Annotated in this window: 21 protein-coding genes; 5 read left to right on the plus strand and 16 right to left on the minus strand. The window is 61.9% G+C overall.

What is annotated here, in order from left to right; genetic code table 11:
- The coding region (locus ACN0YJ_RS10570; protein ID WP_417496172.1) for a pseudouridine synthase at positions 1–992 on the minus strand (992 nt) is incomplete at its 3' end.
- Positions 993–1,029: 37 nt separating this feature from the next.
- On the opposite strand from ACN0YJ_RS10570, the gene tadA reads away from it, so the two are divergent.
- Positions 1,030–1,512 carry a tRNA adenosine(34) deaminase TadA gene (gene tadA / locus ACN0YJ_RS10575; protein WP_417477661.1) on the plus strand — a complete coding sequence of 161 codons (483 nt, stop codon included), beginning with the start codon at positions 1,030–1,032 and terminating at the stop codon, positions 1,510–1,512.
- A 135-nt stretch (positions 1,513–1,647) separates the two neighbouring features.
- Here tadA and ACN0YJ_RS10580 read toward each other — a convergent pair whose 3' ends face one another.
- From ACN0YJ_RS10580 to ACN0YJ_RS10590, 3 genes are all read right to left on the minus strand, one after another.
- On the minus strand, positions 1,648–3,300 hold the full coding sequence (locus ACN0YJ_RS10580) for a hypothetical protein (RefSeq protein WP_417496173.1): 1,653 nt from the start codon (positions 3,298–3,300) through the stop codon (positions 1,648–1,650).
- A 195-nt stretch (positions 3,301–3,495) separates the two neighbouring features.
- Entirely contained in the window at positions 3,496–4,080 is a 585-nt protein-coding gene (locus ACN0YJ_RS10585; RefSeq protein ID WP_417489238.1) for a GNAT family N-acetyltransferase, read from the minus strand.
- 3 nt (positions 4,081–4,083) lie between these two features.
- Positions 4,084–4,821, minus strand: a complete 738-nt coding sequence (locus ACN0YJ_RS10590) for a TSUP family transporter (RefSeq protein WP_417496174.1) — start codon at positions 4,819–4,821, stop codon at positions 4,084–4,086.
- 342 nt (positions 4,822–5,163) lie between these two features.
- On the opposite strand from ACN0YJ_RS10590, the gene ACN0YJ_RS10595 reads away from it, so the two are divergent.
- Entirely contained in the window at positions 5,164–5,298 is a 135-nt protein-coding gene (locus ACN0YJ_RS10595; RefSeq protein WP_417496175.1) for a hypothetical protein, read from the plus strand.
- Here the strand turns inward: ACN0YJ_RS10595 and ACN0YJ_RS10600 are convergent.
- The 3 genes from ACN0YJ_RS10600 to purD all read right to left on the minus strand — a co-directional run bounded on the left by ACN0YJ_RS10600 (position 5,295) and on the right by purD (position 9,108).
- Positions 5,295–6,359, minus strand: a complete 1,065-nt coding sequence (locus ACN0YJ_RS10600; protein ID WP_417496176.1) for a phosphotransferase — start codon at positions 6,357–6,359, stop codon at positions 5,295–5,297. The two genes, ACN0YJ_RS10595 and ACN0YJ_RS10600, sit on opposite strands and share 4 nt — an antisense overlap.
- 80 nt (positions 6,360–6,439) lie before the next feature.
- Complete coding sequence (locus ACN0YJ_RS10605; RefSeq protein WP_417496177.1) at positions 6,440–7,744, minus strand: amidohydrolase family protein; 1,305 nt, start codon at positions 7,742–7,744, stop codon at positions 6,440–6,442.
- Positions 7,745–7,830: 86 nt separating this feature from the next.
- Complete coding sequence (gene purD, locus ACN0YJ_RS10610) at positions 7,831–9,108, minus strand: phosphoribosylamine--glycine ligase (RefSeq protein WP_417496178.1); 1,278 nt, start codon at positions 9,106–9,108, stop codon at positions 7,831–7,833.
- Between the two features lie 104 nt (positions 9,109–9,212).
- Here purD and xseA point away from each other — a divergent pair, with 104 nt between their 5' ends.
- On the plus strand, positions 9,213–10,655 hold the full coding sequence (xseA, locus tag ACN0YJ_RS10615) for an exodeoxyribonuclease VII large subunit (RefSeq protein WP_417496179.1): 1,443 nt from the start codon (positions 9,213–9,215) through the stop codon (positions 10,653–10,655).
- Positions 10,656–11,715: 1,060 nt separating this feature from the next.
- On the opposite strand, the gene ACN0YJ_RS10620 is transcribed toward xseA, so the two are convergent.
- The 3 genes from ACN0YJ_RS10620 to ACN0YJ_RS10630 all read right to left on the minus strand — a co-directional run bounded on the left by ACN0YJ_RS10620 (position 11,716) and on the right by ACN0YJ_RS10630 (position 14,986).
- Entirely contained in the window at positions 11,716–13,377 is a 1,662-nt protein-coding gene (locus ACN0YJ_RS10620) for an NAD+ synthase (RefSeq protein ID WP_417496180.1), read from the minus strand.
- Positions 13,378–13,419: 42 nt separating this feature from the next.
- A complete protein-coding gene (locus ACN0YJ_RS10625; protein WP_417478602.1) occupies positions 13,420–14,334 on the minus strand; it encodes a Gfo/Idh/MocA family protein in 915 nt (304 codons plus the stop codon).
- Between the two features lie 148 nt (positions 14,335–14,482).
- A complete protein-coding gene (locus tag ACN0YJ_RS10630) occupies positions 14,483–14,986 on the minus strand; it encodes a GNAT family N-acetyltransferase (RefSeq protein ID WP_417478601.1) in 504 nt (167 codons plus the stop codon).
- A 229-nt stretch (positions 14,987–15,215) separates the two neighbouring features.
- On the opposite strand from ACN0YJ_RS10630, the gene ACN0YJ_RS10635 reads away from it, so the two are divergent.
- Positions 15,216–16,211: an NADP-dependent oxidoreductase gene (locus tag ACN0YJ_RS10635; protein ID WP_417478600.1), complete on the plus strand. Its 996-nt coding sequence runs from the start codon at positions 15,216–15,218 to the stop codon at positions 16,209–16,211.
- Between the two features lie 505 nt (positions 16,212–16,716).
- Complete coding sequence (locus tag ACN0YJ_RS10640) at positions 16,717–16,983, plus strand: HU family DNA-binding protein (protein WP_091767795.1); 267 nt, start codon at positions 16,717–16,719, stop codon at positions 16,981–16,983.
- Positions 16,984–17,076: 93 nt separating this feature from the next.
- On the opposite strand, the gene ACN0YJ_RS10645 is transcribed toward ACN0YJ_RS10640, so the two are convergent.
- The 6 genes from ACN0YJ_RS10645 to glmU are packed head-to-tail and all read right to left on the minus strand — an operon-like array spanning position 17,077 to position 23,884.
- Positions 17,077–18,444, minus strand: a complete 1,368-nt coding sequence (locus tag ACN0YJ_RS10645; RefSeq protein WP_417478599.1) for a class II 3-deoxy-7-phosphoheptulonate synthase — start codon at positions 18,442–18,444, stop codon at positions 17,077–17,079.
- 1 nt (position 18,445) lies between these two features.
- Complete coding sequence (gene gor, locus ACN0YJ_RS10650; protein ID WP_417478598.1) at positions 18,446–19,837, minus strand: glutathione-disulfide reductase; 1,392 nt, start codon at positions 19,835–19,837, stop codon at positions 18,446–18,448.
- 23 nt (positions 19,838–19,860) lie between these two features.
- The gene (locus tag ACN0YJ_RS10655) at positions 19,861–20,349 is read right to left on the minus strand and encodes a DUF2059 domain-containing protein (protein WP_417478597.1); all 489 of its coding nucleotides are present in this window, start codon (positions 20,347–20,349) and stop codon (positions 19,861–19,863) included.
- 12 nt (positions 20,350–20,361) lie between these two features.
- Positions 20,362–21,063, minus strand: a complete 702-nt coding sequence (rpiA, locus tag ACN0YJ_RS10660; RefSeq protein WP_417478596.1) for a ribose-5-phosphate isomerase RpiA — start codon at positions 21,061–21,063, stop codon at positions 20,362–20,364.
- Positions 21,060–22,529 (minus strand): NAD-dependent succinate-semialdehyde dehydrogenase, encoded by a 1,470-nt coding sequence (locus tag ACN0YJ_RS10665; RefSeq protein WP_417496181.1) that lies wholly within the window; start codon positions 22,527–22,529, stop codon positions 21,060–21,062. The genes rpiA and ACN0YJ_RS10665 overlap by 4 nt, the downstream gene beginning before the upstream one ends.
- Positions 22,526–23,884, minus strand: a complete 1,359-nt coding sequence (gene glmU, locus ACN0YJ_RS10670; RefSeq protein WP_417478594.1) for a bifunctional UDP-N-acetylglucosamine diphosphorylase/glucosamine-1-phosphate N-acetyltransferase GlmU — start codon at positions 23,882–23,884, stop codon at positions 22,526–22,528. The genes ACN0YJ_RS10665 and glmU overlap by 4 nt, the downstream gene beginning before the upstream one ends.
- Between the last annotated feature and the right edge of the window lie 94 nt (positions 23,885–23,978).

Below are 23,978 nucleotides of genomic sequence, written 5' to 3' on the forward strand. Positions count from 1 at the left end.
CCGCCGCCCGGCGCGGCGCGGTTGGGGCCGGCCGGGTTGGCATCGGGCGGCTTGGAATCGGGGCGTTTGGAAGCGGGGGGTTTGGAGTCAGCGCGTTTCGGGTCCGGACGGCTGCGCGGGCCGCGTGTGTTTGAATCTTCCAGAAACTGGACCGGTTTGGCGAAGCCAGGCTGGCCGGGCCCGCCCATGGTGCGCTTGGCCGGGCGTTTGGCGGGGCGGGCGCTGGCCGCGGCCAGCTCTTCGAACACATGTCCGGGCTCCATCAAATGTCCGCACTGGTCCTTGAGGATGCGCGAGGCGATGGATTTGACCTCGCCGCGGTCGATCGTGCCGAGCTGGAACGGGCCATAGGCGATCCGGATCAGCCGGTTGACGCGCAGACCGACAGCATCGAGGGCACGGCGCACTTCGCGATTCTTGCCTTCCTTGATGCCGATCGTCAGCCAGATATTGGAACCGGTCTCGCGTTCGACATCGACTTCCATCGGGCCGTATTTGATCCCCTCAACCGTGATGCCGGCCTGTAGTTTGGCGATGGCGGCATTGTCGATCGTGCCGAAGGCGCGGGCCCGATAGCGCCGCGTCCAGCCGGTCGAGGGCAGTTCCAGGGCGCGGGCGAGGGCACCGTCATTGGTCAGGAGCAGCAGGCCTTCCGACGTCAGATCAAGCCGGCCGATCGAGATCACCCGGCCGATTTCCTTGGGAATCTTGTCGAACACGGTTTCGCGCCCTTCCGGGTCGCTATGCGTCGTCACCAGGCCGGCGGGCTTGTGGTACAGCCATAGCCGGGTTGCCTCCGGTGTCTCGACCGTGATGCCATCGACGATGATGACTTCCTGGCCGGTCACCTTGAAGGCCGGGGTGTCGAGCGTCTTGCCGTCAACCTTGACGCGGCCGCCTTCAATCATGCGCTCGATCTCGCGCCGCGAAGCGACGCCGGCACGGGCAAGATATTTGGCGATGCGTTCGCCGCTCTGGACTGCGTCGGTCAAACTTGACCCTTTCCCATTGGCGCTCTACGCCGCCGCTATGACAATTTCGCGAGATACCGGGTTTATGGAGGCGGCACTACGCCTGGCACAATCGGCAGCACAAGCCGGCGAAACGCCAATCGGTGCGATCATCGTCGATCCGGCCACGGACGAGATCATCGCAAGTGCTCATAATAGCCCGATTGCCGGTCATGATCCAACCGGGCACGCAGAAATACTCGCCTTGCGCGCTGCAGCGGCAAAACTGGGCAATTACCGGCTGCCCGGTCTGGAGTTGTTTGTGACGCTGGAGCCCTGCGCCATGTGTGCCGGCGCCATCTCCCATGCCCGCATCGGCCGGCTGGTTTATGGTGCCGATGATGCCAAGGGCGGCGCCGTTGCGCACGGCCCGCGCTTCTTCCAGCAACCAACCTGCCATTCCCGGCCGCAGGTCACGTCCGGCATCCTGGCCGAAGAGAGCGCCGCGCTGTTGCGCGGATTCTTCCGCGCCCGGCGCAAGCGAAAAAGCGATGGCGTGTGAGCCGGGGCGCGTGGATTTATTGAAGGACACGCTGGTGGTGTGCGGTGCCGTCCCCGTGCTTCGCAAGAATTTTGCGGGCGTCGCTTGGTATTGCAATGGAATTTAGGCTGTTGGCTCTTGCCCTGCGGCGCGCCATCAGATCGCGTGCCGCAGGGCGCGCAAGATATTTCGCCGCCATCGTTGCTGGTGGCGCTGTGCGTTCAGTCGGCCTATTCGGGCTTGCCGTGCCCTGCGAGTGTCCTCGGCAAGCTCGGCCTCCATCCTTAGGTTGACCGCTGCCGCAAGCCGCTCGATGCTCCAGGCCGCGTCTGGGCCTGCCTCCGATCCCGCTAACTCCGACAGGTTTCGCAGTGCTGTCCCATCAGCGGGGCGCCCAGGAAAGGGCTCTGCTGGGGCTTCGAGGGAACTCGCTATCGCGTTTGGGGCAATCGGTTCGAGGGCGTGCTGGATTGGGTTCGAAACGAGTGCGTGCCACCGAGCACCGACTAGCTCCTCTGCCGTCGCCACCATTCGCTCCGCTGTTGCATCGATCATCGCGCTAACGAGCAAATCCCAAAAGCCCTCGGCAGAGATTCCAGATGATCGGGCCAGCATGGATGAGGAAAGATCGCGCAATGCATTCGCGGCGCTGTGGGTCCTTTGAACTTCCGAACGGCGTTCGGTGAGCACGTCAAAAGCGTCGCGAAAGTGGAGATTGTGCGAGCGCCGCCACCGGTTCAGCCAGCCCGCGTCGCTCTCGCTCACCCCCCAACCAGGTGCGCTTTCCAGCATTGGAACGGGGTGTGCACTGGGTTTCCAATCTGACCAACCTCGAATGGCCGCTCTGCCGAGTAGTAGATTGGCCCCGCGCAATGGGCAGTAATCTGGGTTGGCCGCGGTCGCCAGGGACCGTTGATGCATCGATAACTGTCTGCTGCGCCCGGAACGATGATCCCCGTTCTCCTGGTACTCGACAGCCCTTATGTCGCGCGCGAGCCGCTCCCGTTCCGCATGTTCGTGCCTTGCGAAAAACTCTTCACGGGCACCGGTGCAGGCCTCTCGAACTTGCGTAACGATAATTCCCAAGTCCCGAGCATAGCGCTGACGATTTTCCATTTGCCAGATTTCTTGAGCAAGCCAACCTGCGGCGGATAACTGACGCCGCGCGTTCGCCAACTCAAGTTCTGTTCGCCGGAAGGCAGCGGCCAAATGTTGGCGCTCCGAGTCGGCGGCCGCTGAATTCGAGGCGTAGGTGACGAAGGTGAAGCTGCTTGCAGCTCCGAGAACTGTCGCCGCGACCCCTAAGGCCTTGTAGGAATTTCCAATCCAAACCAAAGGCCTGGTCTTGAGTGTGATTAGCCAGAAAATTAAACCCAACAAAAGCACGCAAAATATGACTTCAAAACTCAGTGCCGATGAGATTGCTTCGCGGGTCTCGAATAGTCTTCTTTCCCAACTCGCGATGCTTGATACATGGATGTTTATTCCTCTATTCAAAATAATCTGAGCGTATAATAGGGTGGCAATCCCGAAAGCTGAATATATTAAACTTTGTTGAATACTATTCAGTGCTGAGCGTATCGCTTGGATAATGTTAGGGCCTATCCATGATTTGCCCCAATCGACACGTGCAAGTTTCCTTTTTATCGACGGACCAGCCAACGCTCTGGTTTCAATGGTTATATTTCGAGCCAAGAGTGCCCCAAACAGCCACACTCCGAGAGAAAGTCCGAAATAATGCGCGATCCCCATCATTGGGATTGCCCACGTCATCCGGCCAAAGATCTTGATCTTCTCCGTTGCCTTCAAGAGACGGCCCCCTCGGTTGTGGCGATTTCATAGCAGCACGCTCTGGCAACCATAAATTCGTTCGTTCGCTATGAGAAGCTCGTACCATCGCCCCTGTCGTCCGAAGGTGGTGGCTTTAGCGGTCGAATACGTGCCAGCGGGGCTCGGCGAGGGGGTGAGCCCCGTTGCCATCCTTTGTGATGTTTCAATGGGGGCTTAATCTGCGCCCGCAATCCGTGCATCGAGGCCGGCTCGTGCCGCCGGCCACTCATCCCTGAGCATGGAAAAATACACCGAGTCCCGCCACTCGCCGGTCCAGCACAGCAGATGATGGCGCAGCGCGCCTTCCTTCGTGGCGCCCATTTTCAGCATCGCATTCTGTGAGCGCAGATTCTTGTGATGCGTCTTGAGCTCGACACGTTCGGCACCGTTGTCGAAGGCATTGCCGAGCAGCAGGCGTTTGCAGGCCGGGTTGACCGTGCTGCCGCGGGCCGCGGCGCAATACCAGGTCCAGCCGACCTCCAGCCGTTTATGGGCCGGTGTGATCCCCAGATAGGCGCTATGGCCCAGCGCCGCGCCATCGCCTTGCCGCCGCACCAGATGCGAGACCTGGTCGCCGTGCGCCTGCCCGGTCATCATGAGATCGAACCAGGCATCGAAATGCTCGCCATCGCCGCGGATCGAGGTCAGGGCCCACAGCTCGGCCTCCGCCGCCAGCGGCCGCAATTGCTCGCGATGCGCCCCGGTCAGCGGCTCCAGCCGGACGATGTCATTTTCAAGAATACGGGGTTCGATCTGCATGGCTCAATTCCCGGTGAGAAGCAAAATCCCCCGTAGCACATAGATCGCGCCAATCCCTGTCACGATCCATTTCGTCCAGTTACGGAACTGGACATCGCTCATCACCTCCAGCAGCCGCGCGCCCAGCGTGGTGCCGATGACGGCCAATGGGCCTGCGATCAATAACCAGTGGGTTTGCGGCAGGGCACCGGCAGCCATCGCCGGGGCGATGTAATAGGCTACCTTGACAAGGTGTGAGATGACCTGGGTCGCCGCCTTGGTCGCCACAATGATGCGCCGGTCGCGTGGCGTGGCGACGAAAAAGACATCAACCAGCGGCCCGGAGACGCCCGCGACGGTATTCAGCCCGGTCACCAGAAAGCCGCAAATTACCGCCTGAACCGGATTGCCGGCATCAAGTTTGAGCCAGTTCTGCGGCACCCAGATCACTGCCGGTACCAGGCCAAGGGCGATGAACAGCCATGGTTTCGGTAGTTGAAAAGCCGCGAAAAACAACACGATAGCGGCCAGCGCCGAGCCGGTCAGATAAATACCCAGGATGCGCCAGTCGATCCATTTGCCGAGGAGGATGGCGCGCCATCCATTGGAGACGGTCTGCACCACACCATGCACCACCATCGCCGCGGACACCGGCAGGATCATCGCCAGCAAACCCATCAGGATCAGCCCCCCGGCCATGCCAAACACGCCGGAAATAAAGGCGGTGACGAAGACGGAAATGATCAGGATAATGATGGTCATGGAGCGGGCGCCGGGTTGGGCATTCCGTGGGATTGCGCTTGCGGAACACAACGGGAACGTGTATTATTGAGTTCATGTGGTCCACAATTCTCACAATGCTCAGCGCGCTTGTCAGCCTGGCAGGTACCACAATGGACGGTTTCATCTTTCCGCTCCGTCGACCGAATATATCGGTGTGGCGAAACTGGGAGACCTTGTGCCGTGCGGGGGGCTTGGGTGCGATCGGCGTATCGGTCATCGCGCAAGGTGGACATGTCGATCCGGGGAGCGTTATCCTCGGTGGTATGGCATTGATTGCCAGTATGCATTGTGCATACAGGGCTGGTGAGTTGGAGGCAGGCAATGATCGGTTCGATTGAGATCAATCTATGGCCTCTGGCGGTCTTCATTCTGTCCATGGTCGTCCTGGTCGCGAACGCCAGCTACAATGAATCGAAGCACAAATCCGAGCGCAAGCACGATGACAGCCCATCCTAGGCGCCGGCGTTTTTCGCAAATCCCCACGCACCTTCGGCCAGCGGTTTGACGGCCTGGGCCGTCTCCAAGGCCTTGGAATTGGACGCATTGCCCTGCAGGGCCCGGGCATAAATGCCCTGGCAGATCGAGGCGAGGCGGAAGAGATTATAGGCGAAGTAGAAATCGAGCTCCGGAATTCCGGCCCGGCCGGTGCGGGCGCAATAGGCTTCGGTATAGGCTTCGACATCGGGAATGCCGAGCGGGGCGAGGTTGACGCCCAGGAATCCATTGCGGATCGCCGGCGGCACCATCCATCCCATCAGCTGATAGGTGAAATCCGCCATCGGATCGCCCAGGGTCGATAATTCCCAGTCGAGCACCGCGATAACGCGTGGCTCGGTCGGGTGGAAAACCATATTGTCGAGCCGGTAATCACCATGCACGACACTGATGCGCTCCTGCTCCGGCGCAGCGGTGGGCAGCCAGTCGATCAGCTTGTCCATCGCCTCGATCGTGTCGGTTTCGGCGGCCCGGTATTGCTTGGTCCAGCGCCCGATCTGGCGCTGGAAATAGTCGCCTGGCTTGCCGTAATCCGACAGGCCGGCCGCCTCGACATCAATGCTGTGCAGATGCGCCAGGGTGGCGTTGGATGCATCATAGATCGCGGCGCGTTCGGCCGGTTCCATGCCCGGCAGGAGCGGATCCCAGAAGATCCGGCCCTCGACGAATTCCATGACGTAGAATTCGGTGCCGATGACATCGCGGTCCATGCACAGGCCATACATGACGGGGCAGGGGAAACCGGCCTCGCCCAGGGCCTTCATGACGCGAAATTCGCGATCCACTGCATGCGCTGACGGCAAGAGCTTGCCCGGCGGTTTGCGGCGCAGGACATAGCTTTTCGACGGTGTTTCCAGCTTGTAGGTCGGATTGGATTGACCGCCCTTGAACTGGCTGACGCCGAGCGGTCCGGCATAGCCGGCGACATGACCGGCCATCCATGCCGCCAAGGCCGCCTGATCGAAGGCCAGCGCCTCGGCGACGTCCTTGGTACCGGAAAAATTGCTATCAATCTGAGACATAATGCATCCGTTTACCGGACCGCCTGCGGGCAGCCGTGTTCAATACCGTGATGCCGCGGTCAGACCGCAGCGCTGCCGGATCAGTCCTCGTGCTTGTAGACGACGCCGCCCTGCATCACGAAGTCGACATCGAGCAGCGCCGAAATATCGTCCAGCGGATTGGTGTCGACGGCGATGATGTCGGCATATTTACCGACTTCGATCGTGCCGATATCCGCGTCCATCTGCAGATGCGCCGAGGCGTTGACGGTCGCCGAGGCAATCGCCTCCATCGGGGTCATGCCAGCTTCGACCAGAAGTTCGAATTCGCGGGCATTGATGCCATGAACCGAGACGCCACTATCAGTGCCAAAGGCGATCATGACGCCGCCCTGGTGGGCGCGCCGCGCCATATCCAGCATGATCGGTCCGACCGACAGCGATTTGTCCCGCACCGACGGGGTCATCCAGCTGGCGGTTTGCGCGATCTCGGCGACGGTGGCTCCGGCCAGCAGGGTCGGGACGAGATAGGCATTGCGGCTGCGGAACAGACGGATCGAGGCGGCATCGAGATAGGTGCCGTGCTCGATCGAATCGCCGCCGGCCTCGAGGAAGGAATTGACGCCCGTGACGCCGTGGGAATGCGCCGTGACCCGGCGGCCCATCATGTGCGCGGCGCCGACAATGGATTCCAGCTCGTCATCGAAGAATTGCTGCTCAACGCCTGCAGCCGTATTGGACAGGACACCGCCGGTGGCGGTGATCTTGATTACATCGACGCCGGCGCGCACCAGTTCGCGCACGGCACGGCGGCAATCGGCCGGACCATTGCAGGCGGCGCGGCTGGTCAGTGTGTCCATCACAGCGGTCGAGAAACCATTGACGTCGGCATGGCCGCCGGTTGGTGTTACGGCGGGGCCGGAGACGCGCATGCGCGGGCCGATGACATCGCCATCACGGATCGCATCGCGCAGCCCGGTCGAAGCTTCCAGATCGCCGCCGACATCCTGGACCGTGGTGAAGCCGGCCATCAGCGTCGTGCGCGCATGGCGCGCGCCGTTCAGCGCCAGGTCAGCACTGTTTTCGGTGACTTCCAGCAAGCGGCCCTCGGGGCTGAGTTCGCCCTGCAAATGCACATGGCTGTCGATCAGGCCGGGCAGGACAAATTGATCGGACAGATCGATGATCGCGGCGCCGTCCGGCGTAACGAAACCGGACTGGATCGCTTCAATACGGCCGTCGCGGATCAGAATGGAGCTATTGCCGCTCGCCGCCTGACCGGGAATAGCCAGCAAATGGCCGGCATGAATAACCGTGAGACCGGCATTTCCGTCCGCCGCGTCTTGCGCTTGGGCGATACCGCCGGCTGCCATCAAAGCAATCGCTGCGACCATTGAACGTAACATGCTTGTCTCCCCGCCATTTGATTTCTTGGCGTCAAACATGCCCCGGCTGGCCGGGAAGTCAATTCTCCTGCGGCGGACGCACTGCCCTAATGGGTCTTGAGCGCACGCCAGGCTATGTCGCGGCGACAAAAGCCGTCCGGCCATTTGATCGCGTCGATGGCTGTATAGGCCCGGTCGGCGGCATAGTGCAGGCTTTCCCCGGTCGCGGTGACATTGAGCACCCGGCCACCCGCGGCGATGCGGCGTCCCTGGGCGTCGCGCGATGTGCCAGCCTCGAAGACATGCACCCCGTCCATCGTATTGGCGGCATCGACGCCTTCGATCACCGAACCTTTTTGATAATCGCCGGGATAACCCTTCGCCGCCATCACGACCGTGATCGCAGGTTCCGGCGACCAGTCGATGGGCAGCATCTGGTCGAGATGACCGCTCGCTGCAGCCTTCAGATAGGGCAGGATGTCATTGGCGATGCGCGCCATCAGGACCTGGCATTCCGGATCGCCGAAACGGATATTGAACTCGACCGTCTTTGGCCCGTCCGCTGTGACCATGATGCCCGCGAACAACACGCCCTGAAACGGTGTGCCCTCGGCGGTGAGGCCGGCCGCGGTGGGTTCGATGATGGTTTTCATCACCGTGTCGATCAGCGCCGGGGTGGCAATCGGGGCCGGTGAATAAGCGCCCATCCCGCCGGTATTGGGGCCGGTATCGCCTTCGCCGACGCGCTTGTGATCCTGGGCCGCACCGCAATAGAGCACCGTTTTGCCATCGCACAGGGCGAAGATCGACACTTCCTCACCGCGCATGAATTCCTCGATCACCAGGGTGCGCGAGGCATCGCCGAACTTGCCGGACAGGAAGGCATCAATCTCGGCCTCCGCCTCGGCGCGTGTCTCCGGGATGACCACGCCCTTGCCGGCCGCGAGCCCGTCGGCCTTCAGCACATAGGGGGCTTCGAATTCGTCGAGAAAGGCCTTGGCCTTGTCCGCATCGTCGAACACGCCATAGCGTGCGGTCGGGACATTGTGACGGGCATAGAAATCCTTGGCGAAGGCCTTGGAGGTTTCCAGCATCGACGCCGCTTTTGAGGGGCCGAACACAGCGATACCGACGGCGCGCAGCTTGTCGGCCAGGCCTTCACACAGCGGAATTTCCGGGCCGATCACCACCAGATCCACCGCCCGTTCACGCGCCAGGTCAACCAGGCCGTCCAGATCGGACACCGGGATATTGACGCATTCGGCCAGTTCACCGATCGCCGCGCTGCCAGGCGCCGCAATCAGCTCGGTCAGGACGGGACTCTGGGCGATTTTCCAGGCCAGGGCGTGTTCGCGCCCGCCGGATCCGATAACCAGAACCTTCATCTCGATCTCCTGCAAATCTCAAGCCCGCCCTATCGTAAACCAGGCTTCGCTGCGAGTCCCTCGCGCCGTTGCGGCAGGGGCGAATCCGCCTTACCAAGTGAAGCATGGACGTGACCCAAGGCAATATCCACGAATTCTCCGTTTCCGAACTGGCCGGATCGCTCAAGCGCACCGTCGAGGACGCCTTTGGCCATGTCCGTGTGCGCGGTGAGCTCGGCCGTGTCGTGGTCGCCAAATCGGGCCATGTCTATTTCGACCTCAAGGACGAGAAATCCGTCATCACTTCGATTGCCTGGAAGGGCACGGCGGCGCATTTCCGCTTCAAGCCGGAAGAGGGCCTTGAGGTCATCATCGAAGGGCGGATGTCGACCTATCCTGGCCGCTCGCAATACCAGCTGATTGTCGAGACCATGGAACCGGCCGGCGCCGGCGCGCTGATGGCGCTGCTCGATGAACGCCGCAAAAAACTCGCCGCCGAAGGCCTGTTCGACGCCGATCGCAAACAGGCCATCCCCTTTCTGCCGCGCACCATTGGCGTCGTTACCTCGCCGACCGGCGCTGTGATCCGCGATATCCTGCACCGCCTGCGCGACCGTTTCCCCTGCCATGTCCTGCTCTGGCCGGTGCTGGTGCAGGGTGAGGCCGCCGCCGGGCAGATCGCTGAAGCGATCAAGGGTTTCAACGCGCTGGAAGCGGGCGGGCGCGTACCTCGCCCCGACCTGATCATCGTTGCGCGCGGTGGCGGCTCGATTGAAGACCTCTGGGCCTTCAACGAGGAAATCGTCGTCCGCGCGGCCTTCGAGTCGCAAATTCCGCTGATCTCCGCCGTCGGCCATGAGACCGATACGACGCTGATCGACTATGCCTCCGACCGCCGCGCGCCCACACCAACGGGCGCTGCCGAAATCGCGGTTCCCGTGCGTGCTGAACTGAAAGCCAGCCTCGACACACTCGGCGGACGCCTGGTCGCCGGTCTGTCGCGCCTGATTGAACGCCGCCGGACCGAGCTGCGCTCGGCCGCGCGCGCCCTGCCGCGCCCGACCTCTCTGCTGGAACTGAAACGCCAGCGCTTCGACATGGTCGCCGACAAGCTCGACGGGGCCTTGCTGGCGGGTGCCGCGGAGAAACGTTCGAAACTCCTTGTGCTGACCGCCCGCCTGCGCCCCGTCACCCTGCGCCGTGATATCCAGCAAAAGCGCGAACGTCTTGCGGATCGGTCCGGGCGCCTGGCGCCCGCCGCCACCCGCATCCTGCGTGATCAGCGCCGGGCCCTGGGAAACTGGGGCGCCCGGCTCGAGGCGCTCAGTCACACCTCGGCGCTGAAGCGCGGTTTCGTGCTGGTGCGTGACGGGGATGGCAAGCTGGTGCGGACGGGCGGCAGTCTGGCGTCAGGGGCCAGCGTCGAGCTCGAGTTTGCCGATGCACGGCGCGGGGCAGTGATTGATGGCGAGCCCGGTGCGGTGCCGCCGGCGCCGGTGGCGCGCCCGAAAGCGAAGCCACGCCCGAAGGTGAAGCCGAAAGCGGCCGGGCAGGGGACTTTGTTTTAGGGGCAATGGATGGGGCGGGTACGTAGAATTATTCGGAAGACGACCAAGTATGCGCTCCTCGGACTGCTCGCGAGTGTTGTGCTCGCATTCCTTTTCGTTGGCGTCGAGGTTGGAACAGAAGTGTTCTTGGGGTGGAAATATGAGCTCAGCATTGCTCAACGCTTTTTGATATCATTTTTGAAGAGCGCATTTTTATTGACCGCATTCTCGACTCTTGCGGTTGTGATGTCAGAGAAATCGGATGGGAACGAGTGATGCCTGACCAGCACTCGTTTTCTCCGCTGCATGCGGGTAGAATCTGTTGAGTTTCAATCCCGCTCTGGCCGGGTGAGGGCTGGTTTTTCAGGGCGGTCTGCGGCCGCGCGCGGGCAACTTCTCCAACAAATACAATTATCTATTCCCCCGGACTTGTTCCGGGGATTGCCAAAAGGGAAGCCAGCCAGGCGGTCAGCGGATGGCGGGCCCTGGAATTCGCTGCGCTCCTCCGGGGGAGGGTGATGTTTTGGTTGGATGGTGCGCGGCCGGCCACTTATCCAGCATCCAACGCTCAAATCATCGTCATCCCAGCGCAGGCTGGGACCCAGATTCACGCGCCGTCGTGAATCCAGATAGCGCCTATCTATCACACGCTTGCGCCTTATGAACTGGGTCCCAGCCTGCGCTGGGATGACGATTTGTGGCGGTTTGTTGAGCCCAACTTATCCCCGCCCCCACACGCTGCGCGCATACTTCAGCTGTTCCGGTCGCACGGGAGGCGTGAGCTCAGTCATTTGCGGCGGTCGGGAGCGTGGAGCTCGTCCGGATAGAGGGGTGACAGCCCGAGTCCCGGCGTGGCCACCGGAGCGGAAGGCGGCATAAAGCTCGACCGCATCATCCACTCCGGTTTCGAGACGGGGGCCGCAAGGCGTCCGAGTAAATCTCCACGTGTGGGACGTCCCGGATGTCACACTCACTAACCATAGCGCTTAACGGCATTCGCCGGCGTCCCACACACCTCCCACCAAGAGGTGACCTGCTCAAACCTCCAGCGGCACGCCGCGTGGAGATTTCGGCGTGCCGGTCAGTCAGCGCGGAAGCGATTTGTCATCGGATAACGGCGGTCGCGGCCGAAATTCTTCGAGCCGATCTTCACCCCGGGCGGGGCCTGGCGGCGTTTGTATTCGGCGCGGTAGAGCAGGTTTTCGATCCGCCGCACAGTATCGGCGTCATAGCCTTCGGCGACGAGATCGCGCGGCGCCTTTTCGTCTTCGATCAGGCCGTAGAGAATGGCGTCGAGGATTTCATAGGGTGGCAGGCTGTCCTGGTCAGTCTGATCAGGACGCAGCTCGGCACTGGGGGCTTTGGTGATGATACGCGGGGTGATCACCGCGCCGGCGGGGCCCAGCCCGACCGGTTCCGCCGCCGCATTGCGCCAGCGCGCCAGCTCGTAGACTTCTGTCTTGTAGATATCCTTGAGGGCGTTATAGCCGCCATTCATATCGCCATAGAGCGTGGCATAACCGACGGCCATTTCCGATTTATTGCCGGTCGACAACACCATCGGTCCGAACTTGTTGGACAGGGCCATCAACACGACACCGCGGGCCCGCGACTGGATATTTTCCTCGGAGGCGTCGGGCTCGGTGCCGGCAAAGGCCGGGGCCAGCACCTGGCCGAAACTGGCAATCGCCGGCTCGACATCGATGATGTCATAGCGAATGCCGAGGCGCCGGGCGCAATCCCTGGCGTCCTCAAGGCTCTCCTCGCTGGTATATTTCGACGGCATCATCACCGCCCAGACCTTGTCCGGCCCCAGCGCGTCGATGGCGATGGCGGCGCTGATGGCGCTATCGATGCCGCCGGACATGCCGATCACGATACCGGGGAAACCATTCTTGTTGACGTAATCGCCCAGGCCCCGGCACATCGCCAGCCAGTCGGCTTCCAGTCCGGTGAGGGGTTTGACCTGCTGCGCGCCCTCGCCGTGCCAGCCCGCCCCGGTGCGGGTCCAGCTGACCAGATCCAGCGCCTCCTCGAAGGCCGGCAGGCGCTGGCATTCAGCGCCATCGCTGTCGTGCGAGAAGCTGGCACCGTCGAAAACGAGCTCGTCCTGGCCGCCAATCTGGTTGACGAAGATCAGCGCCTTCGGCCCTGTCCAGCGCTGATACCAGCGGGCAAAGGCCGTCTGGCGCTCGATCTCGATCGTGCGCCGCCAGGGCGAACCATTGATCGAGATCATCATCTCGGCACCCTGCTGGATCAGCGCATCAGGCGCTGTGGCAAACCAGATATCCTCGCAGATTGGCAGGCCGAGCTTGATACCGCGCCATTCAACAATCTGCGGCAGCGGACCGGGCGCGAAGACGCGCTTCTCATCAAAGACAGCGTAATTGGGCAGGTCATGTTTGAAGCGCAGGGCCAACACCGAGCCCTCATCAAGCAGGGCGACGGCATTGTACAGCAAACCGTCCTGGCGCCAGGGCAGACCGATCAGAATCGCCGGCCCGGTTTGGGTGTCCAGCGCCAGTGTCTCGAGCGCTCTCTGGCAGGCCTCGACGGCGGCCGGCTTGAGCACGAGGTCCTCGGGCGGATAGCCAAGCAGGAAAAGCTCTGGAAACACGACCAGATCGGCGCCGCGAGCGCGGGCATCTCCATGGACGGCGCGGGCGCGGGCCAGATTGCCGGCGACATCGCCAACCACCGGGTTGAGCTGGGCGGAGAGGATTTTCACTGTCTGGGTCATGGCCCGCGATCTATCCCGCTGCGCCGCGTCCGGCAAGCGACGTCAGGATCCGTAGACCCGCGCCCCATCGACGGCGCGTGCCGCATCAAGTGCCCGCAAGCCGGCAATACCCGGCACAGCGACCGGGGCACCATCGAGCACGGAGGCGATGAAGGCCTTTACATTGGCGCCGAGCGAATCGCGCGCCATGTCTGTGTCGGCGAAGTCGGGATTGAGCGTGAAGGGCGTGGTATTCTCGAATGTCTTGGCGATGAAATCGACATCGACGACACCCTCAGCATATTCGACCCGCATCTTGCGATCGCGCTCATGATGCACCCGGCTCGAGCTCAGCTCGGCGACGCAGCCATTTTCAAACGTCAGCACGGCCTCGGCGATGTCGGGATGGCCGAAACGGCCTTGATCGACCTTGCCCTCGACCTTGGTCACAGCGGCACCGGCCAGGGCAATCGCCAGATCGAGATCATGGATCATCAGATCCAGCGTCACCGAGACATCGAGATTGCGTTCCGAAGGCGGTCCCATGCGGCGGGCGACGATGCGCTTTGGTGCGACCGGCACCTGGAACAGGCCCATCGCGTTGAAGACGAAGCGTTCCTGATGCCCGACCTGAAGCACACAGCCATGCGCGGCGGCCAGCGCGATCAATTCGCGCCCCTCTTCCACAGAAGAGGAGACCGGCTTTTCAACCATCACATGCCGGCCCGAGGCCAGGCTCGCCGCGGCAGCCTCAAAATGATGGACGGCCGGGCTGGCAACTGTCAGCGCATCACAGGCCGCGATCAGGGCCGCGAGCGTATCAAAGCTGCGGACACCATGCTTGGTGGCCAGCGCCCGGGCGCGCTCCAGGTCGGGATCATAAATCCCGATCAGATCGGCGCGCTCGTCGGCGGCATATTTGGCGGCATGAAAACCACCGAAGACGCCCGCGCCGACAACGCCTGCCCTGATAATCATGGAATCTGACATCTTCTCTACATTCCCTGGCAATACCCGCCGCAGACCCATACCGGCCCTGTCGAATACCGGCTCCATACAAGTGCGGGCCGGGCAATCAAGTGACAGTCACACCCCGGGCGGCGCACAATCGCGCCATTGGCCGGGCCTATTCCTCGTCGCCGAGCGCTTTGGTCATGCGGTAATTGTGCAATTCAACGCCGCGAATCATCGGCTTCTGCGCCGCCTCGACCGTCCAGCCCTGACGTTCAAACAGGATACGGGCCCGTGCGCTGGCATCGCTGTAAAGTCGCTCCATCCCGGTTTCGCGGGCATGGGCTTCCAGGCGGTCATACAGGAGTTGCGCCACACCCTGGCCGATATGCTCGGGATCGACAAAGGCCAGGTCGATATAGCCATCAGACTTGACACTCATGAAACCGATCACCGCACCATCCAGTTCGGCAACGAAGACGGCCTGCGGCGTCAGGCGCTTGTCCCAGGCCTCGACTTCCGGCGGTGCCGGCGCCCAGGCCGCGCGTTGTTCGGTGGAATATTCCGGTCCCGCCCCCTCGCGCACAGCGCGGTAGAAGACGCGGGTCAGGGCCGCGATATCACTGCGTTCGCCGCGGCGCAGGACAATCCCGGCGGGGTGGTTGGACGTGGTCTGCATTGGCTTCAGCCTCCCCTACTTGCGGTCCGGCGTCCGCGCTCTACCATGAAGCGAGATTGGAGGGGATGGCCGGTGACACTAATTTCAAGGCAGACAGCCTCGCGCTGGAACAATCCGCTCTACCAACTGCCCAATCGCGGCCCCGTGCAGTCAGCGATGTCGTGCGAAATCAGCGATTCTGGATCAACCGGAACGGTCCCCTCCCCAACCCTTCGCAAGGAGAGACATTATGAAGTCTCGTGAAATCCACCTCAATGCCTATCTCAAAGGCGCCCCGAAAGCCGAAAACTACTCGGTCGTCGAAACCGACCTGCCGGCTCCGGCCGAAGGCCAGGTCACGGTGCGCAATCTCTACATCTCGGTCGATCCCTATATGCGTGGCCGGATGAGCGGCATCAAAACCTATATCGACCCGTTCAAGCTGGGTGCGGTGATGGAGGGCGGCGCCGTCGGTGAGGTCGTGGAAAGCCGGTTTGACGGGCTCAAGCCAGGCGATCACGTCATGTCGATGCTGGGTTGGCGCGAAGCCTACACCGCCTCGGGCAAGGCGGTTCAGAAGATCGATACCAGCCTGCTGCCACCACAAGCCTTTCTCGGCATTGCTGGCCTGACCGGGCTGACCGCCTATGTCGGCATCCGCCGCATCATCGATCTCCAGGCAGGTGAAACCATGTGGATGTCCGCCGGTGCCGGCGCTGTCGGTTCGGCCGGGATCCAGTTTGCCAAGGCGATGGGTGCCAATGTCGTCGCTACCGCTGGCGGCCAGGAGAAGTGTGACTATCTCAAGACCATCGGGGCTGACCACGCCATTGACTACAAGGCGACGGATGACCTCACCGCGGCCATCCGGGCGGCCGTGCCAGAAGGCGTTGATGGCTATTTCGAGAATGTCGGCGGCACACACTTCACCGCAGCCCTCAACACGATGAAGCAATTCGGGCGCATGGCGGCCTGTGGCATGATCCAGCGCTATAATGACGCCGAGCCGGCCAGCATCACCGACAACCTGACTTTCATCGTCGGAAAGTCGCTGAAGATCCAGGGCTTCATCGTCTCCAACCATCTCGATATCCAACCTGAATTCATCAAGGATTTGAGCAATTGGATGATGGCGGGCAAGATTACGCCGGCCGAGACCATTATGGACGGGATCGAGACGGCGCCGGAAGCCTTCGCCGGCCTGTTCGCCGGACTCAACAAAGGCAAGATGCTGGTCAAGATCTGATCCAGGCCGGGCGCGACACCTACGAGATCGCGCATTCACTCGACGAGGTCCTGAGCTACCACGACCGGGGCTTCAGGACCTCGCGAGACATCGCGTTGCCGGGCCGCGAAATCAGCGCCGCGACAATCTTCCCTGGACCCAGCCGCCCGCGATTGCTGCCAGTCCGGCGGACCAGTCCGGGCCGACTCCGAAGCGCTCGAGCAGCAAATATGCCCCCACAGCGGCCGCCAAAGCGAAGGGCAGCACGCGAATCGCCCGAATCGCGGCGGGTGTATTAGGGTCTGGTTCACCTTGAAACATGCCTTTCCAGGCACGCAATTGAGGGGCCATAGGGCCTATTTCAGGGTTTTGCCTATAAAAATGCAGCGATTTCGGCCCGATTCACCTGTTGAGGCTTGCAAACAGGCCCGGTTGTTGGCCTTGTTGACCAGTCAACGAACACGCGAAAAACCGGCTAGATGCGATGACCGTGTCGGCCGGAACGCGACAAACTGGGGGGAACCCTATGAACAAGTCAGACCTCGCCAAAGCCGTCAGCGAAAAGACCGGCCTGTCCCGCACTCAAGCGGGCGACGCCGTCGACGCTGCGATCGATGCCATCATCGGCTCGGTCAAAGGCAATGACAGCGTCCAGCTTGCCGGTTTCGGCACGTTCCACGCCAAACATCGTGAAGCTCGTGAAGTGCGCAATCCGCGCACCGGCGAGAAGATGATGTCGAAGGCTCGCACCCAGGCGGCATTCCGTCCGGCTGCTGCCCTCAAAGATATCTAATCAGCGCCTTACAGCTCTGATGAAACGCCGCCCGAAGCGATTCGGGCGGCGTTTTTCTTTGCGCGATCAGGTGAGCCCCTGACGGGGCGGCAATCAGGCTGCGTCGGTGCTGCGGCTGGTCCGGACCCGCTTGAGCGATTCCGAAATCCGGAAGGCCATGTCGAGCGCCTGCTCGGCGTTCAATCGCGGATCGCAATGCGTGTGATAGCGCGATGCCAGATCGGCCTCGGTGACCGCATTGGCGCCGCCGACACATTCGGTGACATTGCTGCCCGTCATCTCGATATGGACGCCGCCCGGATAGGCACCTTCGGCATAGAGCACATCCATGAAGCCTTCGAGTTCGTTGAGGACGCGCTCAAAGTCACGCGTCTTGTAGCCGCTCTCGGTCTTCATCGTATTGCCGTGCATCGGGTCGCTCGACCAAACCACCTTGCGCCCGGCCCGCGTCACGGCACGGGCCAGGGCCGGCAGCTTCTCGCGGACATTATTGGCGCCCATCCGGGTGATCAGCACAAGACGCCCCGCTTCATTGGTCGGATTGAGCGCGTCGATCAGGGCAAGCAGGTCATCGGACTTCATGGTCGGCCCGCATTTAACACCGATCGGATTGGAAATGCCGCGGGCATATTCAACATGCGCGCCGTCGAGCTGACGCGTCCGCTCGCCAATCCACACCATGTGCGCCGAGGTCGCATACCACTGCCCGGAATTGGGATCGCGCCGGGTCAGGGCCTCCTCATAAGGCAGGTGAAGCGCTTCATGGCTGGTGAAGAAGTCCACCGTCTCCAGCGAGGGCGCACTATCCCGGCCGACACCGCAGGCCTTCATGAAAGCCAGCGCTTCGGAAATCCGGTTGGCGGTCTCGATATAGCGTTCATTCGCCGGACTGTCCTTGACGTAGTCGAGCGTCCACTGATGCACATTATTCAGGTCGGCATAGCCGCCCGAAGCAAAGGCACGCAGCAAGTTCATCGTCGAGGCCGACTGGTCATAGGCACGGATCAGTCGTTGCGGGTCGGGCTGACGCCCCTCCGGTGTAAAGGCCATGTCATTGACGCTGTCACCGCGATAGCTCGGCAGGGACACCCCGTCGATCGTCTCCAGGTCGGCAGAGCGCGGCTTGGCGAACTGGCCGGCGATGCGGCCCAGCTTCACGACAGGCTTGGAGGCCGCAAAGGTCAGCACGACCGCCATTTGCAGCAGGACACGGAAGGTGTCGCGCACGCCTTCGGTCGAGAACTCCTTGAAGCTCTCCGCGCAATCGCCGCCCTGAAGCAGGAAGGCGTTGCCGGCACTGACATCAGCCAATTGGCGACGCAAGCGCCGTGCTTCGCCGGCAAACACCAGCGCCGGACGATTCGCCAGCTCGGCAATGGCGCGATCAAGCGCCGCCGGATCGGCATAATTGGGCATTTGTTCGACGCGTTTGGAACGCCATGAATTCGGGGACCAGCTCATATCACTCAGCAGCTTTCAATTCGGGTGGCGACCATTTTTCCTTCATGGTCACCAGTTCTTCGGCACTGGTCGGATGCACGGCACAAGTCAGGTCAAACTGGGCCTTGGTCAGCCCCGCCTTCACGGCAATTGCCGCCATCTGGATCATCTCCGGCGCATCCGGCCCGACAATATGCACGCCCAGAACCCGGTCTGTCTCCCCATCGACGACAAGTTTCATCAACATACGACTGGCGTCATTGGTCAGCGAGATTTTCATGGGCCGGAAACTGGTCTTGTAAATGTCGACCTGCGCAAAGGCTTTGCGCGCATCGGCCTCAGACAGACCAACCGATCCAACCGGAGGCTGGGTGAAGACTGCCGATGCGATGTCATTGTGATCATAGGCGGTGGGATTGCCGCCGAATACGGTGGCCGCAAAGGCCGCCCCCTCGCGGATCGCCACCGGGGTCAGATTGACCCGATTGGTGACATCACCCACCGCGTAAACGTGCTCGACGCTGGTCTGCGAGAAGGCATCGACCTTGATCGCCCCCTTCTCATCAAGTTCGACGCCAGCCTTGTCCAAGCCCAGCCCGACAACATGGGGGTCTCGGCCGATGGCATACATCACCATATCAGCATCGACATGGCTGCCATTGGAAAGCTGCACCCGTTTCATGCCATCGCCAAGATCGGTGATTTTCTCGAACACCGCATGGGTGATGACCCGCACGCCCGAGCGAACCAATTCTTCGTGGACATGGCTGCGGACATCATCGTCAAAGCCGCGCAGTACGGTATCTCCGCGATAGACTTGGCAGACCTGCGAGCCCATGCCAGCGAAAATCTGGGCGAACTCACAGGCGATATAGCCGCCGCCGGCGATCACGACATGCTTGGGCAGAGTTTCAAGATGGAAAGCCTCATTGGAGGAAATCCCCATCTCATGGCCTTCAATATCGGTTGGCGCGAAGGGCGTCCCGCCAGTTGCGACCAGGATCTTGCCGGCGGTGACGGTCTTGCCGGATTTCACCAGGCGCAGTGTATGCGAATCCTCGAAGACCGCCCGATCCTCAATGATCTCAACGCCGGAATTGGACAAATTGCGCCAATAGATCCCAGACAGCCGGTCGATCTCGGCATCCTTGGCCGCGATCAGCTTCTCCCAATCGAAGGTCGGCTTGCCGACTGACCAGCCATAGCTCTCCGCCAGTTTGAACGTCTTGGCGAATTCACTGGCATAGACGAGGAATTTTTTCGGCACGCAGCCGCGTATCACGCAGGTGCCTCCGACCCGGTATTCCTCAGCGATCGCCACTTTCCCCGCACCATATTGACGCGCCATGCGCGCAGCGCGCACACCGCCGGAACCGGCGCCGATGACGAAGAGGTCGTAATCATATTGGGTCATCGGGATTGTCTCCTGCTGCGACGTCATTCAATAGTGGCGAGGTATTCCTGAACTCTCGGCAAGGCCCGCTGTGCGACATCAGCGCCCCATTGCTGACCTGCGACGACAGAACGCTCCATCAGGACCGGCATCCGTGCGAGCAAGACCTGGCCGAGTTCGGTTTCGTAGAACTCGATCGCCCCGAGCAATTCCGCTTCGGTGAACTCGGTCGCATAGAGCATCACGATCAGATCGGTCAGTTCGCCCTGGGACGCTTCAAATTCCGCGAGCAGAATTCCCACGACGGTGTCGAGCTGCTCGTCGGTCAATTGCGGCGCGCTCGACTGGATTTGAGCCCGCATTATCGGCGCCATTGAATCAATCATGCTTGAGGCCAGATCGACCGCACCGACCTGCTCGGCGAGTTGTCGGGCGAGCGCTTCGCGCTCATCCGCCGCTGCCGGTGCTGCGAACAGCAGGGCCGACGCCAGGAACGCCGCACTCAAAACGGTCAATTGCTTCAGAAACTTCATCACTTTTCTCCCCTATAATTCCAGAACGCGCGCTTCAGTATCCTCGCCGACAATCACCACACGGGCGAGGCCGATGAACAGGCCGTGCTCGACGACACCCGGCAGCGCCTTCAGTCGGTAGTCCACCATCGCTGCGTCCGGGATCGCGCCACAGGCACAATCGAGGATGTAATGGCCGCCATCGGTGACGAAGGGCTCCAGCCCGTCGCCCTTGCGGCGCAGCTGAACGTCGGGCTTGGCGATACCGCAGGCCCGCAGCACGTCATAAATCTGCTTGGCGGTGATGGAGAAGCCAAACCGGTCAACTTCAACCGGCAATGCAAACCGGCCCAGTTTCGAGACCAGCTTGCTCTCGTCGATCACAACGATCATCAGATCGGACGCATGCGCGATGATCTTCTCGCGCAACAGACAACCGCCGCCGCCCTTGATGAGCTGGAAATGACCGTCGACCTCATCGGCGCCATCGACGGTCACCGAGATATGATTGACATGGTCGACATCAATCAACGGCACGCCGACTTCCTGCGCCAGCTCTGCTGTCTGGTTTGAGGTCGCCACCGCCTGGATGCGCAAACCGTCCTTGATCCGCTCACCGAGCAGGCGGACGAAGATCTCGGCCGTCGAGCCGGAACCGAGCCCCAGCGTCATGCCGTCTTCGACATAGGCCAGGGCGGCAGCGGCGGCAAAGGTCTTCTGGCGGTTGGCACTCATGCTTCAACACCTCCGAGCAGCACGTATTTGAGCTCAGAGAATTCCTCGACGCCCCACTTGCCACCCTCGCGGCCAATCCCCGATTCCTTCATGCCACCAAAGGGCGTCGAGGCCGAGCCGACCATCGGCGCATTAACGCCGATCATGCCGTAATCGAGCCCCTCAGTGATGCGATAAACGCGATTGACGTCCCGCGTATAAACATAGGCCGCAAGCCCATAGGGCGTGTCATTGGCGAGACGCAGAATCTCTTCCTCGGTGTCGAGGCGATAGATCGAGGCGACCGGCCCGAAAATCTCGAAACAGGCCAGATCCATCGTCGGATTGCCTCCCTCGATCAGGGTCGGGGCGTAGAAAGCACCGCCGAGCTCGTCGACCAGCGGCTTGCCACCGGTGACAATCCGGGCACCGCTCTCGCGGGCATTGCGCACCAGGGCATCAACCCGCGCGACGGCTTCATGATGGATCAGCGGGCCGAGATCAGATGTGCCGTCAAACCCGTCGCCGGGCTTAAGTTTGGAGACACGTGCCTCCAGCGCAGCAACGAAACGATCCGCGACACCGCTCTGCACGATGATGCGGTTGGCCGACACGCAGGTCTGGCCGGAGACACGGAATTTCGAGGCGATAACGCCATCGGCTGCGGCCTCGATATCGGCGTCATCCATGACGATGAACGGTGCATTACCCCCCAGCTCGAGCGCGACCCGCTTTACACCATCAGCCGCCTGGCGCATCAGCAATTTGCCGACCGCCGTCGAGCCGGTGAAACCGATCATCTTGACTTCGGGCGTTCCGGTCATGACCGGGCCAAGCACCTGGGCATCGCCGCAAATAACGTTGAACACGCCATCGGGAATGCCTGCGCGGCGGGCCAGTTCAGCCAGCGCCAGGGCCGAGAGCGGCGTTTCCGGTGCCGGCTTGATTACCATGGTGCAACCGGCCGCCAGGGCCGGGGCGCATTTGCGCGTGATCATCGCATTGGGGAAATTCCACGGCGTTATGCAGGCGACGACGCCGACCGGCTGGTGAAGGGTCCAGCCGCGCGAATTTGGGAAAGGCGGCTGCATCGTCTCGCCATGGATGCGCTTGGCCTCCTCGGCCGACCATTCGATGAAGGACGCGCCATAGACCACTTCGCCCATCGCCTCGCGCTGGGTCTTCCCCATTTCCAGCGTGATCAACACGGCCAGATCAGCGGCGTTCTCGAGGATCAGCTGGTGCCAGCGCATCAGGAGCTTGCTGCGCTCGAAGGGGGAGGTGCGCTTCCAGGTCTCAAACGCTGTCGCTGCAGCGGCGATCGCCGAACGGGCACCATCGGCACCAACATCACCGATTTCGGCGATCATCTCATTATTGGCCGGATTGAGAATTGGCTTGGCGCCTTCGCCCTGGACCCATGCCCCGTCAACAAAGGAGGCGGTCCGGTACAGCGTCTTGTCCTTCAGGCGGTCTGCAACACTCATGAAGCCGTGTCCTTCCTGGCTTTTCGGGTCGATTTGGCGAGGCGGAAACGGGCCGCCCAGCCATCCTTGTTGGTTTGCTCTGCCCGGGCCAGCGCCAGGGCATCAGCCGGAACGTCTTCAGTGATAACACCGCCCGATCCGGTCATGGCGCCGGCGCCAATTGTGACTGGCGCGACGAGGCTTGTATTCGAGCCGATAAAGGCTCCTTCCCCGATCACTGTGCGATGTTTGCCGAAGCCGTCATAATTACAGGTAATCGTCCCGGCACCGACATTGGCGCCGGCACCCACGCTGGCATCTCCTACATAGGAGAGGTGATTGACTTTCGCACCCTCTCCGAGCTGCGACTTTTTGATCTCGACGAAATTGCCGACCTTGGCCTTGCCGCCGATTTGAGCGCCGGGGCGCAGACGCGCATAGGGGCCGATATGGGCCCCCTCGCCGATCGTCGCGCCCTCAAGATGCGAGAAGGCATGGATCACCGCGTCCTCGCCAATCGTCACACCCGGCCCGAAGACGACATTCGGCTCGATGGTCACGTCGCGCGCAATTTCGGTATCCCAGGAGAAGAACACGGTTTCCGGCGCGACCAGCGTGACACCGGCATTCATCGCTTCGCGGCGCATCCGGGCTTGCAGCGCCGCTTCCGCTTCGGCCAGATCGACACGTGAATTGACCCCGAGCACTTCATCAGCGCCCGCTCGCACCACAACCGCCTTCAGGCCGCGCGATCGCGCCAGCCCGACGACATCGGTGAGGTAGTATTCGCCATTGGCATTCTCATTGCCGACCTGACCGAGCAGGTCAAACAGGAGCGACGCATCCGCGGCCAGCACGCCGGAATTGACCAGGCCGATCGCCCGCTCCGCCTCGGAGGCATCCTTGTATTCGACAATCCTGTCGAGATGCCCCTCATCGTCGAGCACGAGCCGGCCATAAGCGGCCGGTTCTGCCGGTTCGAAACCCAGCACGGCCACCGCTGCCCCGCCTTCCAGCGCCGAGAATACCCGCTCCACCGTCTCCGGCTTGATCAGCGGCGTATCGGCATAGAGGACGATTGCATCGCCCTTGAAGTCCGCGAGCGCCTCGCGGGCTGCCAGCACGGCATGCCCTGTCCCCAGCGGCGGATCCTGCAAAGCCGTCGCCGACCCCAGCGCCTCGGCCGCATCGCGCACCGCCGGCGAATGCGCGCCAAAGACTGTCACCATCCGTCCGGCATCGCTACGCTCGGCCAGATCGATCGCCCAGTCCAGCATGGGTCGACCACCGACAGCGTGCAGCACCTTGACCGTTTTGGACTTCATGCGCGTGCCTTGTCCGGCAGCCAGAATGACTGCAGCGCGGGATCGTGACATAGGGCTATCCTCTCGGACCGAAAGCGTGTTGGACATGTGTCAGGGCGCTATAGCCTATCGTGCGATAGCGCGTAACCATACAGCGACGCTATCG

It is taken from the genome of Maricaulis sp. (assembly GCF_048270095.1).
Taxonomy (GTDB): Bacteria; Pseudomonadota; Alphaproteobacteria; order Caulobacterales; family Maricaulaceae; genus Maricaulis.

Coding starts and splice junctions, on each gene's coding strand:
- tadA (WP_417477661.1), top strand. CDS start 1,030: ATGACAATTTCGCGAGATACCGGGTTTATGGAGGCGGCACTACGCCTG.
- ACN0YJ_RS10585 (WP_417489238.1), bottom strand. CDS start 4,080: ATGCAGATCGAACCCCGTATTCTTGAAAATGACATCGTCCGGCTGGAG.
- ACN0YJ_RS10590 (WP_417496174.1), bottom strand. CDS start 4,821: ATGACCATCATTATCCTGATCATTTCCGTCTTCGTCACCGCCTTTATT.
- ACN0YJ_RS10595 (WP_417496175.1), top strand. CDS start 5,164: ATGATCGGTTCGATTGAGATCAATCTATGGCCTCTGGCGGTCTTCATT.
- ACN0YJ_RS10600 (WP_417496176.1), bottom strand. CDS start 6,359: ATGTCTCAGATTGATAGCAATTTTTCCGGTACCAAGGACGTCGCCGAG.
- ACN0YJ_RS10605 (WP_417496177.1), bottom strand. CDS start 7,744: ATGTTACGTTCAATGGTCGCAGCGATTGCTTTGATGGCAGCCGGCGGT.
- purD (WP_417496178.1), bottom strand. CDS start 9,108: ATGAAGGTTCTGGTTATCGGATCCGGCGGGCGCGAACACGCCCTGGCC.
- xseA (WP_417496179.1), top strand. CDS start 9,213: ATGGACGTGACCCAAGGCAATATCCACGAATTCTCCGTTTCCGAACTG.
- ACN0YJ_RS10620 (WP_417496180.1), bottom strand. CDS start 13,377: ATGACCCAGACAGTGAAAATCCTCTCCGCCCAGCTCAACCCGGTGGTT.
- ACN0YJ_RS10625 (WP_417478602.1), bottom strand. CDS start 14,334: ATGATTATCAGGGCAGGCGTTGTCGGCGCGGGCGTCTTCGGTGGTTTT.
- ACN0YJ_RS10630 (WP_417478601.1), bottom strand. CDS start 14,986: ATGCAGACCACGTCCAACCACCCCGCCGGGATTGTCCTGCGCCGCGGC.
- ACN0YJ_RS10635 (WP_417478600.1), top strand. CDS start 15,216: ATGAAGTCTCGTGAAATCCACCTCAATGCCTATCTCAAAGGCGCCCCG.
- ACN0YJ_RS10640 (WP_091767795.1), top strand. CDS start 16,717: ATGAACAAGTCAGACCTCGCCAAAGCCGTCAGCGAAAAGACCGGCCTG.
- ACN0YJ_RS10645 (WP_417478599.1), bottom strand. CDS start 18,444: ATGAGCTGGTCCCCGAATTCATGGCGTTCCAAACGCGTCGAACAAATG.
- gor (WP_417478598.1), bottom strand. CDS start 19,837: ATGACCCAATATGATTACGACCTCTTCGTCATCGGCGCCGGTTCCGGC.
- ACN0YJ_RS10655 (WP_417478597.1), bottom strand. CDS start 20,349: ATGAAGTTTCTGAAGCAATTGACCGTTTTGAGTGCGGCGTTCCTGGCG.
- rpiA (WP_417478596.1), bottom strand. CDS start 21,063: ATGAGTGCCAACCGCCAGAAGACCTTTGCCGCCGCTGCCGCCCTGGCC.
- ACN0YJ_RS10665 (WP_417496181.1), bottom strand. CDS start 22,529: ATGAGTGTTGCAGACCGCCTGAAGGACAAGACGCTGTACCGGACCGCC.
- glmU (WP_417478594.1), bottom strand. CDS start 23,884: ATGTCACGATCCCGCGCTGCAGTCATTCTGGCTGCCGGACAAGGCACG.